The sequence below is a fragment of the Pollutimonas bauzanensis genome (assembly GCF_900129885.1).
Classification (GTDB): Bacteria; Pseudomonadota; Gammaproteobacteria; order Burkholderiales; family Burkholderiaceae_B; genus Pollutimonas; species Pollutimonas bauzanensis.
The window spans coordinates 260,314-275,125 of sequence record NZ_FQXE01000006.1; the positions used below are offsets into that span (position 1 = coordinate 260,314).

The following is a 14,812-nucleotide window of genomic DNA, read 5'->3' on the forward strand; positions in this document are numbered from 1 at the left end:
TCCAAGGTTTTGGGGGCTTACACTTTTATGCCGGCCGCCTTGATGATTTCGCTCCACTTATTGATCTCGTTGACAATGAAGCCCTGAAATTCAGCTGGTGTGCTGCCGACGGCATCGGCGCCGCTGCTCTTCATGATGTCCTTTACCTGCTTGACCTCAAGAGATGACCGTATTTCTCGATTAAGGCGGTCGACAATGGCTGGGTCTGTGCCAGCTGGCGCAAGGAATCCCGTCCAGGCGCTCACATCAAACGGCATTTCTATCAATTCCTGGACTGTAGGCAGCTCGGGCAACAAGGATGAGCGTTCTGCCGTGGTCACTGCGATTGCACGCAGCTTGCCCGCGCGCATCAATGGCGCCGCTCCCACAATGTTGGCGAACATGAGGTCGATGTGTCCTCCCATCAGGTCTATCAGTGCTGGCCCGGTCCCTTTGTAAGGAATGTGCAGCATCGCAATCCCGTGCATATGGCACAACATTTCTGTGGACAGGTGATCGCTGGTGCCGTTGCCTGAAGATCCGAAAGTAAGTTGTTTTATCTTGGCCAGGGCAATAAGGTCGTCCAGCGCCTTGATGGGAGAGTCGGGTTTGACAACCAACACAAACGGCGATTTGGCGGCAAGGCATACTGGGGCGAAATCATTTACGGTATCAAACGGAAGCTTGTCCATCAGCGATGGGTTGCTCACATGCGGAGGACTGGTGACAAGCAAGGTATAGCCATCGGGGAGGGATTTGGCGACATAGTCGGCCCCTATCACGGTGGATGCGCCAGGCTTATTTTCGACGATCACGGATTGCCCCAAGGCTTGGGCAAGTGGTGCTGACAGAGCGCGTGTCAGGGTATCGGCTCCTCCTCCGGGAGGGAACGCTACGACAATGACTACAGGTTTGATAGGATAGTTAGCGGCTGAGGCGCTGCGAACGCCAAGCACCATTGCGCCGCCCGCAGCCACTGTATGCATGAAAATTCTACGATTCAAGGGATGTCTCCTTTGTGTTTTTATAGAAGCGGATGTCGGATGTATATGTCGACGGGAGCAAGCGGCTAGGGCTGCCCCTCTGCCGGATTTGTGATTTAAGCCTATCGTTGCTATAAACGTCTATTCGATCATATTCATCAATTGATTACCGCGAGTTATACATTCGACATGGACCTTCGTGATCTGCGCTATTTCGCAACCATCGCTGAACTCAAGCATTTGGGGCGCGCTGCCGAGGCCCTGCATCGCAGCCAGCCAGCTCTGACGAAGTGCATTCAGCGCTTGGAAGAAGCGCTTGGGTCGACGCTTTTCGAAAGAAAGGGGCGGGGTATCGATCTCACGGCGGTAGGCAAGCAGTTTCTGCTTACGGCGAGGAAAATCCTTGACACCAATGATCGCTCCATGGAGGACATGAGCGCTTTTATCGAAGGGTCGGCGGGCAAGGTGAGAGTCGGCTGCGGGCCGATCACCGCGGATTATGTATTGCCTATTCTGTGCAAGCTGGTGCTGGAACACACACCTAACGTGTCGCTAGAGGTGCTGATCGGAACGACTTACTTTCTGAAAGAGCAGCTACGCCAGGATCAGCTCGACCTGATCGTCGGCGGCGTGTCGGATGACGATGAGTTTGTCAACCAGGCATTCATTGATGACGTAGTGACGGTGGCTGCGCGCAAGGACCATCCGATATTCGAATCGTCTGGTGTGGGCTTGCGTGATTTATTGAATTATCAATGGATTCTGCCTACACCCCAGATCGCAAGCCGTAAGTGGCTGGATAACGTTTTCGCATCGCGCAAGCTTCCCAAGCCGGCCGTGCGCATCGAAACCAATGCGCTGCCGTCGGTGCACAACCTGATAGGGGGTACCGATTTGTTATGTTTTTTATCCAGATTGACGGTGGATCATCCCAAGTCGCGCGGGTTGTTGAAAGAAGTCGCGCTCAAGGAAACAACGCTGATGCGCAAACTGGGGATTATCTACCTGCCCGGAACATTGACGCCCGCGGCCACCAGGCTCATCGAACTTTTAAGTATGCATTATTCCAACGCAGCAGAATAGCAGGAACAGACCGTGGTTCCGCGCGGGCATTGATCTTCCCATGTCTTCCCTTTATCCCGGCGCTTGCAGGCCATTGCGCGAGGCGCCCGCCATCTTGAGCTCCACCCGCTCGAGCATGATATGGGCCGAGTACCACAAATGCTTTTGCATTGCCGCGTAAGCAGCATCCTGGTCGCCTGCCAGGATGGCCTCGGCAATCGCCTGGTGCTGTGTTATCGAATTCTTGATGAGCTGGCCCGTGCCTATGACTTGCCGAAGCAGTGTCATGAATACGGCCAGCTGATAGGGGCGACCACCAGCCCGAGGCCGTCGGTGTCGGGGATGCTGTAGGTTTTGTCGGCGGCCTTGGCTTGCCGCACAGTCAGATCAGAGAGTGCCATTTCGAGCTCCTAAGTTGCGGCTTAGGCTCAATGCTCGTCACGGCTCCCGTCCAACCCCATCAACAATCCGGAACCGGCACCCCCCCACATTCTTTGGCCTCAATTTTGGCCTCAAAAACGCTGGCTGTAGACCTTCATCCAGAATGACTGGATGGACTAGATTGTGGACTAACTTTTTCGCAACGCCAACGCCGGCTGTCCACCTGCATCCAGTGGTTTCCGCTGGCATCCATGTATCCCGCCAAGCCGCATCAGTCGTCCTCGCTGAGGCAGATGTCTTGCATGCTGCCCGATGATTCGTCGTTGGCCCAAGCATAGACGATGATCTTTGCCTTCGAGTCGTACCGGAAAAACAGCCGGAACCGCCTTCCAATTATTGCCCGCCGTCAGTGGCGGTGGGCCTACCTTGGCTGCGTTTGCTCAACCTAACTGGTTAAGATTAGATTTTGTCGTTAAATTCCACCATGAGGCGAATTCCAGAGCAAAATCTATCAATGTCAGTGGAGAATGATTAGATTTTGACGTATATTTCACACATGAGTGAACATTCGCGACATCAGATAATCAAGCGCCTGCAGGCGGAGCTTCCTCGGGGAGCGCCGTTCGATCTCGCCATGCTGAAAACCTTCGGCGTGTCGTCCAAACTGGCCGCCCGCTACGCCGAGAGCGGCTGGCTGGTGCGCCTGGGGCACGGCGTCTATGCCTATCCCAACGACAACTTTGACGCCAGCGGTGCGCTGCAACTCCTGCAAAAACGGGTTGCTGGGCTGCACGTTGGCGGCAAAAGTGCTCTTGCGCTGCAAGGGGTTCGGCACAACCTGGCTCCCAAGGAAACCTTGGTGCTCTGGGGCGATGCCCGCTTTGCGTTGCCTGCCTGGTTCACCACGCGCTTTCCATCGCGCTACGTCAACGCCAGGCTGTTCGAATGGCCAGACGATGTACTCGCCAGCAAGACCCTGCACACACCACCCGGACAGCCCGCTGGGCTGCGGGTGGCAGTGTCCGAGCGCGCCGTTCTGGAACTGCTCTACGACACCGGCACGCGGGAAAGCCTCGAAGAATCCCGCAACCTATTCGATGGCCTGCGCTCACCGCGCAAGGACATGCTCGGACGGCTGTTGGCCTGCTGCACCAGCGTCAAGACCGTGCGCCTGTTCCTGACCTGGGCGCGGGAAACCGGCGTCATCGACGTGGATGAACTGCTGGAGCAATACCCGGTACGCTCCGGCAGCGCCAAGCGCTGGATGAGTCGGCTGGACGATGGAACCCTTTTAAGCCTGAACCCTCATGGATAAACACTACGCCGATACCGTCCGCCTGTTGCTGAACATCGCGCCCGACGTGTTCGACAACGACATCTTCGCCATGAAGGGTGGCACGGCCATCAATCTGTTCCTGCGGGACATGCCCCGCCTGTCGGTGGATATAGATGTGGTGTACCGCCCCTGGCAGACACCACGCGGCCAGGCATTACAGGCAATCAACCAGGAACTGGCCGCCATCGCGCAGCGCGTCGAACGCCTTGGCGTACAGACACGGTTGATCCGCAGCAAAGACCTTGGCGACACCAAGCTGATAGCCGAGAACGAGGCCAGCCAGGTCAAGGTCGAGGTCAATGTCGTGTTCCGTGGCACAGTGCTGCCCATCGAGCGCAGGCCGTTGAGTGCCGGCACTGGCGATCTGTTCGGGGTCGAATTTGCGGTGCCGGTTCTCGCCCCGGACGAACTCTATGCAGGCAAGCTGGTTGCCGCTCTGGATCGCCAGCATCCGCGGGACCTGTTCGACGTCTAGCAGTTGTTCCAGACCGGAGGTCCGACCGATGCCATGGTCGAGTGCTTCGTAGTCTATCTGGCAGGGCATAACCGGCCCACCCATGAAGTGCTGTTCGGCAACGATAAGGACATCGCGGCCGAATATGGGCGTGCTTTCGTTGGCATGACTGAAGTGGACTGCCCACTTGAGGTTCTGCTCGAAACCCGCACCCAACTACGCCAGGAACTGCCCCAGCGGTTGAGCGCCGCCCACCGGCAGTTCCTGAGCGGACTGGCCCGCGCCCAACCCGACTGGTCGCTGCTGCAATGCCCGCATGCCGACCAGCTGCCTGCGTTGCGCTGGAAGCTCGCCAACCTGGCAACCGTAAGCGCGCGGGGAACACAGGTTGACACGCATGCCGCGAGCGTGTCTTGTCATTGATCAGGTCGAGGGTTGCCAATGATGCGGCAGCAATTCATCGATCTGGCTGGCCGGCTGCGTGGGCAAGCGCGTGAGTATGTCCTTCAGATAAGCATACGGGTCGTGGCCGTTGAGCTTAGCCGACTGGATCAATGTCATGATGGTTGCGGCCCGTTTGCCCGCGCGCAAGGAGCCGGCGAACAGCCAGTTATTGCGACCAATGGCGATCGGCCGGATCTGGTTCTCGATCCAATTATTGTCGATCGGCAGTTGCCCATCCTCCAGGTAACGCGTCAGCGCCACCCAGCGTTTCAAGCTGTAATCGATCGCCTTTACTGTAGCCGACCCGTCAGGCACCCGCTGGCGTTGGGCCAGCAACCAGGCGTGCAGTGCATCAGCGATGGGCTTGGCGTAATCCTGGCGGAACTGCAAACGCTGTTCACCGTTAAAGGCCTTGATATGGCGCTCAATGTCGTAGAGCATACCGACGTACTTTAGTGCCGCCAGGGCAAGCTGGCTTTTAGCCGCGGCATGCAGGTCGAAGAACTTGCGCCGGGCGTGAGCCATGCAACCGACTTCGGTCACGCTTTTCGTAAAGCTGTCTTTATAGCCTGCGTAATCGTCGCATACCAGATTGCCCTGCCATTTACCCAGGAAGGTACGGGCATGCTCGCCGGCACGGCCTTCGGTGAAGTCGTAGACAACCGCCTTTAAATCCTCGAAGGCGCCCGGCGCATAGGCCCACAGGTAAGCGCGATGCGTCTTCTTACTGCCGGGCTTAAGCATTTGCACGGGTGTTTCATCCGCATGCACCACGCGGTGCGCAAGCCAATGCGCGCAGCCAGATGGCGCAGTGTTCGGCATGCGTTACTGGCCAGCGCACCGATGCCGTGATTCCGTTACGCTGCAGGTCAATGTGTATATCGGCAGGCCCCTCTTGCGGTGAGACCGTCGGCGGCGAAGCCAGCCGCAACGGTACAAATTCGGCCGCCACATCGCAGCGGACCTCAGTTACCGGCTCCGGCTCGTGATGTCCGAAACGCTCGAATTCCTGAATCCATTTGCGTAGCAGATTGGGATGCAGATCATGCGTTCGAGCAACAGCCGCCACGGAAACGCCGCGCTGTTGGCAACTGGCAATAAGCTCTGCTTTAAATTGGGCACTATGCTGGCGCCGATGGCGGCGCCCCTCCGCCGGTGCTGATTCGTAAGGATGCATTACTCCACCTATTAGGATGAACTACTCCACCAGGACCTTGGTGGAGTCGCTATCCTCTATGAACCGCCGTTTGATCTCAAGATGGTTTTACCGGACGCTTACAGTCAAAGTCGTGGGGCACCGAATACAACTCTATGCGGGACACTTGACCTAATGCCTTGAGCCTTTGCTGCCTGGGGTGCTACCACTTTTACGTTAAACAGACTTCAGCGGTAGAAACAACCGGTGATGAACGCCCGAGTCCAGCAGCGAGAAGCCAAACTGCTCATAGAAGCTACGTGCCTGCTCGTCTATGGCATCGACGATCATGGCATAAATGGCGATCTGGTCGCTGACTGCCAACGTGCGCTGAATGGCATTGACCAACAGCATTCTGCCCACGCCATGGCCACGGGCTTGCTGATCGACAGCAAGCCTACCCAGCAATGCCGCCGGGATCGGATGTCGAGGCAACTTGCGGGCGATTCTGTCAGGCAACTGGTCGAGTTCAATCGACAGCGTGGACAATGTGTAATAGCCCACGATGATGTGCGGATTCGCTGGTGTCGTCGCAACAAATACGCGGCTGATGCGGCGCTTCACATCCTGGCTGGCCTGCTTGTGGAGATAATTATCCAGCGCAGGCACACCGCAGTGAAAGCCGGATCTCTCGTGGCTGCCGTCCAGCGCAGAGATGAACAGGGACGAATAGTCGGTCATCTGCTGGTCACGCGCTGCTCATGCTCCTTGAGGGCGGCGGCCAGCCTCTTGTTGAGTCGGACAGGCTTGACCAGGGCATTGAAGAACGCCTCGGAATCCTGGCTGTTCAGGCGCATGACTTCGTGCGCGGCTATGGTATTTTCAGCATGCGCCAGGGCACTGGTCAGGATAAAACTGCTGACCGTTTTTCCCTCGAAACGCGCGGCACGCTCCAGTACCTGCTTAGCACGGTGCTCCAACCGCAAATTAATGCGCTCCTGTTTGGTATCGGTCGCTGCACTCATGGCAAATACCTCCACATCTGTAATTAGATAGACCATAATTGTACGTCAAAACGGTGCCTTATTTTAAGCTAAAGTCTCAAGGCTGAGAACTGCTCTGGGTGATGGTGGCTACGCGCAGATACGGGCGATGGCTTGATACACCCTGGACAGCGATGCGTTACCCGTGACGGCAATTCCTGGCTTGTTGGTTGCCATCTCATTTCATCAAATTGCCATCACCCCATAAAATACTTGGAGGTCTTCTTTCTCTGACTGAATGGTGCCGCATGGATGACGATCGGCTTGCCGAGTTTATGCAGTTCTCAAGAAAGTATCGACATAAGTTTAGGCGGATTGCGAAAGCAACTCGAAACGAGTGTGAACACGACGACGTACAAAACGAAGCCTGGATATTAGTCGAACGTTGGGAGCAGGCTGGAACATCGATAGACTTCGACAACCAAAAAGACATAGATAAACTCTTCTCGTTTCTTTACAACAAGCTGGTAAAGCATGTAGAGAAGAAGATACGCAACGCTGTGCGGCTAGACCACTATTCGTACGGTGACAACTCCGAAAGTGAAGTCCACCCGTTGATGAATAAATTAGGGACTTCAGAAACCTCTCAGCCGCTGCAAATATTACTGGTATTGGAGTCTGCCGCCGATCAACCACGGGAACCCGAGTCACATGAATCAAGAGCCGGTGCATACCTATATCTTCTGCAGCATCACCGCAACAAGATGCAATATGTCGCGGATCAACTGCTGATCTCACTTTCTTATTGCTACTACCGTTTCAACGAAGCACTGGAAATGGCGCGCAGCCAGGGTGATCTGCCCGACACCATAGGCAAATTGAGCCCTGCCTTTTCTCCAGGTCCTTGGCGATCCTTTCGTCTACCCCGAAGAGGACAGCCCCCTTGCTTGACCCCGTCTGGGGTCCAAATGGAACTCCCACTACCACTGCTCGTTGATTCGCGATAGCAGAGCACGACCTACTTAATACCGCGACATGCTTTATTTGCGCTCATGGCCCGCTGAGCTAAGGCTGCGAAAGAAATGAAAAGAAGCGAGTCCGTTTCAGTCTTAAGCAACCACTCAGCCAAACCGCAAGAACGAAACCACCAAACGCAAAAAGGCCCAAACCGAAGTTTGGGCCTTTTTAGAATTTGGAGCGGGAGACGAGACAGGCACTAGGGCGCTAAATCCTTGTTTCCCAATCACATTCTTCGCCGCCGTGAGCAGCGAAGGCCTGAATTATAGCCTTGTTCTTCGCCCTCGGCAACAAAACTCATCCAACAACTTCCATCAGCGTCCAAGGACTGCCATTTCATCCCCTGACAACCGACGCAGAATACACGGCTACCAGAGGCCCGCCCCTGCAACGCCGCTCGACACTCAGGTCTCCTTGCGTCAGGAATGGCATCAGCATCGAACGTTGAGACCGCGCTTGGTTTGATGCCGTGCGCACCACAGCCCAAGGCTGTTCGTGATGAAGGCCAAGCGGCGAGCAAGGAAAGATGGGGCGCATGTTCACATCACCTGGTCAGCTGGCGACCGTGTGGGAGCGGCGCGCAACAGCCTCAAACTGGCCACAGCCCAGGATCGCTGGATGCTATGTCGATATATCAGGATGCCAGAACAAGCATCACACGCGCGGTTTTCTCTGCGTCCCTCTGGACGTTGAGCAACGACTGCGCCCCAGCGCGACTTGTGAAACCGTAGGGATATCAGACCATAGCGAATCGGTCTTGATACGCCTGACGCACCCCATGACGCTGGCACCGTGAGCGCCATTGTCGAGCGTGCTTCTTCCTTGTTACTCGACGGGCCGGCAACTGGTCGATTCTTGCACATTGAGCAAGAGAGGGCCACCTGTGGCGGATGCCATGATCTCGTCCGCCCACGTTCCGGGGCATTCGTCCCTGGCATCCGCCACAGGCATAACGACACAACAGCCCTTGGCAGGGCGAGAAAGGAGCCGGTGATGTAGCGCTTCCGAAAGGAGACGAAAACATGCACAAGGAGCCACCATTATCAAAGGTGTTCTATCGTCCCATCGAAGCTGCCATACGGTGGGCTGGGTTGTTGCGGTACAAGGCGTCGATCCTCGCCTCGATCGCATCACCGCGGTGCCTGCCGCAGACATTGGACTGCCCGCGATGGAACGAGTGTCGGCTGTACTCGGAACGCATCTACGACGGCATCCTCAACTCGGAACTGCCCTTTGGCAAGAACGGGATCACGCTCAATGACCCAGAGTTGGTGAGTTCACCCGATCTGACCATCCGCCACGTCGATCTGAAACGCTGGATGCGCACTCACTATCCTGAGCATCGACCCGGATTCCTGTTCAGCCGCAGCGAGCGCATGGCGCATCCCTCCATCACCCTGGAAACAGGACAGGCAATCCTGCTGGAACGGCAGGCTCTGCAGGCCGCGCTGGACCATAGCCGGCGTGAGATGCGCAAACTTCAAGCGCAACACGAAGCCTTGCTCAAGCAGTCCGCGGTGCTGTTGGCATCCAAGCAGTGCGCGATCAGTGATCGAGCGGAGACCACGTACCTGAACATCATCGGTGGCATGCTGACGCTGATGCTGGGTCAATCCCCATCGGGTGTGCCGTACTCCAGCTTCAAGACGCAGGAGGCAATCGTCACCGCATTGCTCGCCCACTATGGCGGCACCATGGGCATCACGGAGCGAACCTTGAACGGCAAGTTCGCCAACGCCAGGAAGAATGTGCGTAGCGCAGCCGCGTGAATTCTTCCATCTTGTATGTGCAGTCTCGGAGATTGCATTTGCAATGTCTTTTTGCAGCCATGTCTATTGAATAGAGGTCACGCCAACAAACGCCACTGAGCGTTCAGGAGTGACCGCCATGTCGCAAGTACCTGTACTGCCACCGCACGAGCGCCGCATCCTGCGGCTCGATGAAGTTGAAGCGAAGTCCGGCTTCAAACGCGCCCACATCTACAACCTGATGAAGAAGCGCCAGTTTCCACAGGCGTTGCGCCTTGGCGTGCGCGCGGTGGGCTGGGATTCGGTCGAGATCGATCAGTGGATCGCCGAACGCCTTAACAACCGCACCTGACTCGCTCCCCCTCGGACTTCCCATCGCCAAACGGAGAGCGCCATGCAGGTCGTATCCATCATTTCAACGAAAGGTGGCGTCGGCAAGACGACCACGGCCGCCAACCTCGGCGGGCTCGCCGCGGACGCGGGGCTGCGCGTGCTGCTGCTCGATCTCGACGTGCAGCCCACCTTGTCCTCCTACTACGATCTGGCTCACCGCGCGCCCGGCGGCATCTATGAGCTGCTGGCGTTCAACGAGCGCGGTCTCGACCAGCTCGTGTCCCGCACCATCATCGCGGGCCTGGACCTGGTGCTCTCGAACGACCACCGGGGTGAACTGAACACCTTGCTGCTGCACGCGCCAGACGGGCGCCTGCGGTTGCGCCACCTGCTGCCGGCGCTGGCGCCGCTCTATGACCTGGTGCTAATCGACACCCAAGGCGCGCGCTCGGTGCTGTTGGAGATGGCGGTGCTCGCCTCCGGCCTGGCGCTGTCACCCGTGACCCCGGAAATCCTTGCGGCCCGCGAACTGCGGCGCGGCACCATGCAGTTGCTGGAGGACATCGCGCCGTATCGGCACCTTGGCATCGAACCGCCACCGCTGCACCTACTCATCAATCGTGTCCACCCCGTGTCCGCCAACGCACGCATGATCCAGCAGGCGCTGCACGACCTATTTCAGGATCACACGGGCATCCGCGTGCTGGGCACCGACGTGCCGGCCATCGAAGCCTATCCGCGCGCTGCAACCCGCGGCATGCCGGTGCATCGCGTCGAGTATCGACAGCCACCAGGCAGAGTTGCGCCCGCTGCGCTCGACACCATGCGCACGCTCGCCGGCGAACTGTTCCCGCAGTGGCAAGACAGATTCGCCCGCGTGTCCGGCCGTCCTCCACGTTCTATTGAAACCGGGAGGTCCCGTGGCGAGCGCACATGAACTGTCCCGTGGCCACAAGCGACTGCGCGCCCTGATCGAGTTTGCGGTGAGCGAAGGCTGGCACGTCAAACGTACTCGGGGTGGACACCTCAAATTCACCAAGACCGGCTGCGCCGCCATCTACACCAGCTCGACAGCGAGCGATTACCGGGCAGACCTCAATGCCCGTGCGCAGATCCGCCGAGCCGAGCGCGAGGCCCGCATGGCCCGGCCCGCCAACGCCGAGGGATGCGGCCATGGCTGAGATGACCTCCCAGGACATGGCCGGCAAGCTGCTTGCCGCCGGGTTCGAGCGCAGTGGGCCATCGGCCACGGCTTTGAGTGACCCCATCGCCGACACGCCGATGGTCGTGACGCTGGACCAGTTGCGGCCCTACGACCACGATCCCCGCAAAAAGCGCAACTCGGCCTACGATGAAATCAAGGCCTCCATCCGCGAGCGCGGCCTGGATGCGGCGCCAGCCATCACACGCCGTCCTGGCGAGGCGCACTACATCATCCGCAACGGCGGCAACACCAGGCTGGCGATCCTGCGCGAACTCTGGACAGAAACGAAGGACGAGCGCTTCTTCCGCATATCGTGCCTGTTCCGGCCGTGGCCTGCGCGCGGGGAGATCGTCGCGCTGACCGGGCACCTCGCCGAGAACGAACTGCGTGGCGGCTTGACGTTCATCGAGCGCGCCCTCGGCGTCGAGAAGGCGCGCGAGTTCTATGAAGCGGAAAGCAGCACGACCTTGAGCCAGTCCGAGCTGGCCCGTCGCTTGGGCGCCGACGGCTTCCCCGTGCAGCAGTCACACATCAGCCGCATGGCCGATGCGGTGCGCTACCTGCTGCCTGCGATCCCGACCGTGCTGTATGGTGGCCTCGGTCGCCACCAGGTCGAGCGGCTGTCGGTCATGCGCAAGGCCAGTGAGCGCACGTGGGAGCACTATGCCAAGGGCCGCTCCCTGCCGCTCGACTTCGACAGTTTCTTCCAAGAAGTGCTGTCGCAGTTCGATACCCAGGCCGACGAGTTCTCGCCGCAGCGTGTGCAGGACGAGTTGATCGGTCAGATGTCCGAGCTGCTGGGCATCGACTACGACGTGCTTGCCCTGGACCTGACCGAATCCGAGAGCCGCCACCGCGCCCTGGTCAGCGACCCAACCCCGCCATCGGCGCCGCCGGCATTGCCTGAGCCTGGGGCCATCGCACGGCCGCCGATTGAACCGGCACCGTCCCCCGCCACAGCAGCACATTCTGCAGGCCACTCTGCCGCCGCGCCGACAAGGCCCCAGGACGATGCGGCCCCGCGTGAGGCATCCGCAGCCACCCCTGCGGCAGCGGCTGGCGATCTACTTGACGAGCACATCGTCTCTCCGGCACCCACGACGCAGCGGCTCCAGTCCATCCAGCGCATGGTCGCCGACCAGTTGGGCGATGCGCTTCCGCCCGACTTCTCGGCCAACGTGCTGCAGTCGATTCCCGTGCAGGCCGGTGGCCTCTATCCCATCTCGGACATCTGGCATATCGACCCAGGTCTCGACGCACCCGGCCGCCTGCGCGTCCACATCGCGCAGTTCGCGCGCGAGATCGCGGGCGAGGTCGACCTGGACGCGTGTGTCGAGGATCGTTCAGATGGCATCGGGTTCGCGTGTCGTGCCCCGACCCAGGTTTCGTCGCCGCTCGCACGTGCCGTGCTCGCGCTGCTGGTTTCCCTGGCCGGTCAGCAGTCGGCCGACGTGGGCTTGGACGGCGGGCACTTCGTCACCGACCTGCCAGCGCTGTTGCACGGCCAAGGCCAACGTCATGCCGACGGGGCCCGGCGATTGAGCGACACCGCGCTGGTCAAGCTGTTTCGTCTGCTGCGGCTGGCCCGGCGCCTGCTGGATCTGGAAGCCGGCGCTCTCGGTCCTGGGACCTGAGCGAGGGAGGCCCGCATGTCCGCACCTAACCCACTCAACCAGGCCGTCATCGCGCAGGCGCTCTACGATCTGCGCAACGGGCAACTGCGCCGCTGCAAGGCGATGGGATTCGGTGAGGAAGAATTGGATGCGCTCAAGCATCCGGCGCTGATCAGCGTACTGGCCAATGCCAGCGTCTCGTGGTGCTCTGTCTCGGTGAACCGGGAAGTGCTCCGGCGATTGCTCAAACAGGCGCAGGACGTGGAGAAGGAGATCGCCACCGTCGATCGCATGTTGCGCCTGGGGGCCAGTACGGAAATGGCGAGCCGTTTTTATGGGCTGACGCACCAGGAAGTCGCGCTACGGCGTGAAGTTCTCGGCCTGCCCAAACGCAAGGGGCGCCATCCGGTTCTGGACGAGGAGCAGGACACCGAGCTGTGGCGACGCTGGAAGGCCGTGACCAGCAGCAGGAATGTCGAGCTGGAGGATGAGACCTCGGTTCTTGATGCGGCAATGGACCTCGCCGAAGGCATGGAACTGCCGCTGTCGGTGGTCTGGGCTGCGATCAAGAACTGGATCGATCAGGGATTGGGTTGAGTCATGGCCGTGGACGACGCTGCACCACGAGCACCACGCCAAGGCCCGGTCGCCCTCGCTGATCTGTTCGACAGCGCGCTGAAAGACCTTGCACCGAAACCTCGCCCGCCCGCGTCCGCGCCAGCTCCCGCATCCGCAACATCTCCTGTCTCCGCAACCGGCGACGGTTTTCTGTTCAGCGGCAATCGGCACGAGAGCGTGCCGCGACGGCTGTTCCTGGACCGACGCCTGACGCCGCTGGAACGCAATGCCTGGCAAGTCTTTCGGATGATGCTCAACGAGGATGGGGTCACGGCGTTTCCGACGTATGAGCAACTTCGCCCGTGGCTCGCGTCAATGCCCTGCGCCGGACAGGCCTCTCACGAGACCGTGGCACGGGCGCTGACGCTGTTGCGCCTGACTCGCTGGTTGAGTCTCGTGCGCCGCAGGCGTGACCCCAAGACCGGGCGCATCCTCGGCAACCTCTACGTCCTGCACGATGAGCCCCTGACGCCTTTCGAGGCGATGCAGCTCGACCCGGACTACTTGGAGCTCGTCAGCCAAGCCCTGGGCCATTCGGCCAAGGCCGTCCAGGTCGTGGGCTTGCACACCCTCAAGGAAATCGCCGAAGACCCGTTGTTGTCTGGCCGCACGTTGCCCTCGCGGCTGCAGGTCCTTGCCGAACGCCTCGCGAGCCAGGGCATTGGGTCGCAGGAGAGTTATCCACAGAAGGATAGGGTTCACGATTCCGAAGAAGGGGCGCCGAGCCTTCTTCGGAATTCTGATGACCCCTCTTCGGATTCCGAAGCAGGGCCGAAACCCGCGTCAGACGGCGCTCTTCGGAATCCGAAGCAGGACCGTACTGTACGTAGTAGTCGTATGAATGAAGTACGTACTACCGCGCGTGAGCGTGGGCAGGCGCGTGCGATGCCAGGAGTTCGCCTGCCTGATCGCTTTCTCGGCTTGAAGGAAGAGCAGCAGGCCGCCGCCATCGTGGCATTGCAGCAGGTCGATGCTCCGCTACGCCAGGCCGTGCTGGACGAATGGGCGGATCGCTGTCGCGGCAGCACCATCCGCAACCCGGCAGGCTACCTGTTCGGCATCATCCAGCGCGCCATCCGTGGCGAGTTCAACGCCTGGGCCAAGCAAGCCGGGTCAGCACCGCCACCTGCCCCTGCACGAGATGCACCGCCTGAACCACCGCGCAATGTGGTTCCACCCGAGGTGGCCCGGCAGCACATTGACCGGCTGCGCGACCTTCTGCGCAGTAGCTGAGCGCGACGAGCGACAAGGGCGTGAAGCAGACGTCGATGGCCGTCAGTAGAGCTATCCCCAGGGGATAGATGTACTACAAGCTGTAACGCCGACAGGCACGGCATGGCACTTCGGTCCAGGGGGGCCGTAATGGCGTCGGTTGCATGAGCGCACGCACCATTTGCGCGAGCAGCGCTCCATGGCTTTCGATGGAGCTATCCCCTGGGGATAGCTCGTGTCACAGGCCACCGCTGCCACGACAACCGGGTCCCGGTTCATTTCGGTTTGTTGACTGACTGCCTTCCGTTGC

Annotated in this window: 15 protein-coding genes and 4 pseudogenes; 11 read left to right on the forward strand and 8 right to left on the reverse strand. The window is 59.5% G+C overall.

The genetic code is table 11. The annotated features are described in order from the left end of the window. Window positions 1-17: 17 nt before the first annotated feature. Window positions 18-983, reverse strand: coding sequence for a Bug family tripartite tricarboxylate transporter substrate binding protein (locus BUB23_RS13455; protein WP_143160977.1), 966 nt, complete (start codon window positions 981-983; stop codon window positions 18-20). Between the two features lie 168 nt (window positions 984-1,151). Between BUB23_RS13455 and BUB23_RS13460 the strand changes: the two genes are divergently transcribed. Then, entirely contained in the window at window positions 1,152-2,045 is an 894-nt protein-coding gene (locus tag BUB23_RS13460; protein WP_073103754.1) for a LysR family transcriptional regulator, read from the forward strand. A gap of 51 nt (window positions 2,046-2,096) precedes the next feature. Here the strand turns inward: BUB23_RS13460 and BUB23_RS13465 are convergent, their stop codons facing one another. The 3 genes and pseudogenes from BUB23_RS13465 to BUB23_RS13470 form a co-directional block, all read right to left on the reverse strand. After that, window positions 2,097-2,312 (reverse strand): FCD domain-containing protein, encoded by a 216-nt coding sequence (locus tag BUB23_RS13465; RefSeq protein WP_073103755.1) that lies wholly within the window; start codon window positions 2,310-2,312, stop codon window positions 2,097-2,099. Between the two features lie 20 nt (window positions 2,313-2,332). Continuing rightward, window positions 2,333-2,425 (reverse strand): annotated as a pseudogene (locus BUB23_RS26715) (tyrosine-type recombinase/integrase); the annotation flags it as partial. Between the two features lie 275 nt (window positions 2,426-2,700). Continuing rightward, window positions 2,701-2,826: pseudogene (locus tag BUB23_RS13470) on the reverse strand (type II toxin-antitoxin system YhaV family toxin); the annotation flags it as partial. Between the two features lie 135 nt (window positions 2,827-2,961). Between BUB23_RS13470 and BUB23_RS13475 the strand changes: the two are divergent. Both BUB23_RS13475 and BUB23_RS13480 read left to right on the forward strand, forming a co-directional pair. Continuing rightward, window positions 2,962-3,720 (forward strand): type IV toxin-antitoxin system AbiEi family antitoxin domain-containing protein, encoded by a 759-nt coding sequence (locus tag BUB23_RS13475; RefSeq protein WP_073103757.1) that lies wholly within the window; start codon window positions 2,962-2,964, stop codon window positions 3,718-3,720. Continuing rightward, window positions 3,713-4,618: pseudogene (locus BUB23_RS13480) on the forward strand (nucleotidyl transferase AbiEii/AbiGii toxin family protein). Before BUB23_RS13475 ends, BUB23_RS13480 begins: the two are co-directional and overlap by 8 nt. Here BUB23_RS13480 and tnpC read toward each other — a convergent pair. From tnpC to BUB23_RS13500, 4 genes and pseudogenes are all read right to left on the reverse strand, one after another. After that, window positions 4,619-5,425, reverse strand: a pseudogene (tnpC, locus tag BUB23_RS13485) (IS66 family transposase); the annotation flags it as partial. Next, window positions 5,397-5,816 (reverse strand): transposase, encoded by a 420-nt coding sequence (locus BUB23_RS13490; RefSeq protein ID WP_084136019.1) that lies wholly within the window; start codon window positions 5,814-5,816, stop codon window positions 5,397-5,399. The gene BUB23_RS13490 and the pseudogene tnpC, both read right to left, overlap by 29 nt. Before the next feature lie 195 nt (window positions 5,817-6,011). Beyond that, window positions 6,012-6,515: a GNAT family N-acetyltransferase gene (locus tag BUB23_RS13495; protein WP_073103758.1), complete on the reverse strand. Its 504-nt coding sequence runs from the start codon at window positions 6,513-6,515 to the stop codon at window positions 6,012-6,014. After that, the gene (locus tag BUB23_RS13500; protein WP_073103837.1) at window positions 6,512-6,799 is read right to left on the reverse strand and encodes a type II toxin-antitoxin system TacA family antitoxin; all 288 of its coding nucleotides are present in this window, start codon (window positions 6,797-6,799) and stop codon (window positions 6,512-6,514) included. Before BUB23_RS13500 ends, BUB23_RS13495 begins: the two co-directional genes overlap by 4 nt. Before the next feature lie 266 nt (window positions 6,800-7,065). Here BUB23_RS13500 and BUB23_RS13505 point away from each other — a divergent pair, with 266 nt between their 5' ends. From BUB23_RS13505 to BUB23_RS13540, 8 genes are all read left to right on the forward strand, one after another. Then, complete coding sequence (locus BUB23_RS13505) at window positions 7,066-7,764, forward strand: hypothetical protein (protein WP_073103759.1); 699 nt, start codon at window positions 7,066-7,068, stop codon at window positions 7,762-7,764. 1,032 nt (window positions 7,765-8,796) lie between these two features. Next, complete coding sequence (locus BUB23_RS13510) at window positions 8,797-9,543, forward strand: hypothetical protein (RefSeq protein WP_012112309.1); 747 nt, start codon at window positions 8,797-8,799, stop codon at window positions 9,541-9,543. 118 nt (window positions 9,544-9,661) lie between these two features. Beyond that, window positions 9,662-9,874 (forward strand): AlpA family transcriptional regulator, encoded by a 213-nt coding sequence (locus BUB23_RS13515; RefSeq protein ID WP_012112310.1) that lies wholly within the window; start codon window positions 9,662-9,664, stop codon window positions 9,872-9,874. Window positions 9,875-9,916: 42 nt separating this feature from the next. Then, entirely contained in the window at window positions 9,917-10,792 is an 876-nt protein-coding gene (locus BUB23_RS13520; RefSeq protein WP_012112311.1) for a ParA family protein, read from the forward strand. Beyond that, the gene (locus BUB23_RS13525; RefSeq protein WP_012112312.1) at window positions 10,776-11,036 is read left to right on the forward strand and encodes a hypothetical protein; all 261 of its coding nucleotides are present in this window, start codon (window positions 10,776-10,778) and stop codon (window positions 11,034-11,036) included. Before BUB23_RS13520 ends, BUB23_RS13525 begins: the two co-directional genes overlap by 17 nt. After that, window positions 11,029-12,693 (forward strand): ParB family protein, encoded by a 1,665-nt coding sequence (locus BUB23_RS13530; RefSeq protein ID WP_012112313.1) that lies wholly within the window; start codon window positions 11,029-11,031, stop codon window positions 12,691-12,693. Before BUB23_RS13525 ends, BUB23_RS13530 begins: the two co-directional genes overlap by 8 nt. Before the next feature lie 15 nt (window positions 12,694-12,708). Continuing rightward, window positions 12,709-13,269: a DUF2857 domain-containing protein gene (locus BUB23_RS13535; protein WP_012112314.1), complete on the forward strand. Its 561-nt coding sequence runs from the start codon at window positions 12,709-12,711 to the stop codon at window positions 13,267-13,269. A 3-nt stretch (window positions 13,270-13,272) separates the two neighbouring features. Next, complete coding sequence (locus BUB23_RS13540; protein ID WP_012112315.1) at window positions 13,273-14,523, forward strand: STY4528 family pathogenicity island replication protein; 1,251 nt, start codon at window positions 13,273-13,275, stop codon at window positions 14,521-14,523. The last annotated feature ends 289 nt before the right edge of the window (window positions 14,524-14,812 follow it).

Excerpts from the sequence above, each read along its gene's own strand:
- BUB23_RS13460 (WP_073103754.1), top strand. The coding sequence starts at position 1,152 with ATGGACCTTCGTGATCTGCGCTATTTCGCAACCATCGCTGAACTCAAG.
- BUB23_RS13465 (WP_073103755.1), bottom strand. The coding sequence starts at position 2,312 with ATGACACTGCTTCGGCAAGTCATAGGCACGGGCCAGCTCATCAAGAAT.
- BUB23_RS13475 (WP_073103757.1), top strand. The coding sequence starts at position 2,962 with ATGAGTGAACATTCGCGACATCAGATAATCAAGCGCCTGCAGGCGGAG.
- BUB23_RS13490 (WP_084136019.1), bottom strand. The coding sequence starts at position 5,816 with ATGCATCCTTACGAATCAGCACCGGCGGAGGGGCGCCGCCATCGGCGC.
- BUB23_RS13495 (WP_073103758.1), bottom strand. The coding sequence starts at position 6,515 with ATGACCGACTATTCGTCCCTGTTCATCTCTGCGCTGGACGGCAGCCAC.
- BUB23_RS13500 (WP_073103837.1), bottom strand. The coding sequence starts at position 6,799 with ATGAGTGCAGCGACCGATACCAAACAGGAGCGCATTAATTTGCGGTTG.
- BUB23_RS13505 (WP_073103759.1), top strand. The coding sequence starts at position 7,066 with ATGGATGACGATCGGCTTGCCGAGTTTATGCAGTTCTCAAGAAAGTAT.
- BUB23_RS13510 (WP_012112309.1), top strand. The coding sequence starts at position 8,797 with ATGCACAAGGAGCCACCATTATCAAAGGTGTTCTATCGTCCCATCGAA.
- BUB23_RS13515 (WP_012112310.1), top strand. The coding sequence starts at position 9,662 with ATGTCGCAAGTACCTGTACTGCCACCGCACGAGCGCCGCATCCTGCGG.
- BUB23_RS13520 (WP_012112311.1), top strand. The coding sequence starts at position 9,917 with ATGCAGGTCGTATCCATCATTTCAACGAAAGGTGGCGTCGGCAAGACG.
- BUB23_RS13530 (WP_012112313.1), top strand. The coding sequence starts at position 11,029 with ATGGCTGAGATGACCTCCCAGGACATGGCCGGCAAGCTGCTTGCCGCC.
- BUB23_RS13535 (WP_012112314.1), top strand. The coding sequence starts at position 12,709 with ATGTCCGCACCTAACCCACTCAACCAGGCCGTCATCGCGCAGGCGCTC.
- BUB23_RS13540 (WP_012112315.1), top strand. The coding sequence starts at position 13,273 with ATGGCCGTGGACGACGCTGCACCACGAGCACCACGCCAAGGCCCGGTC.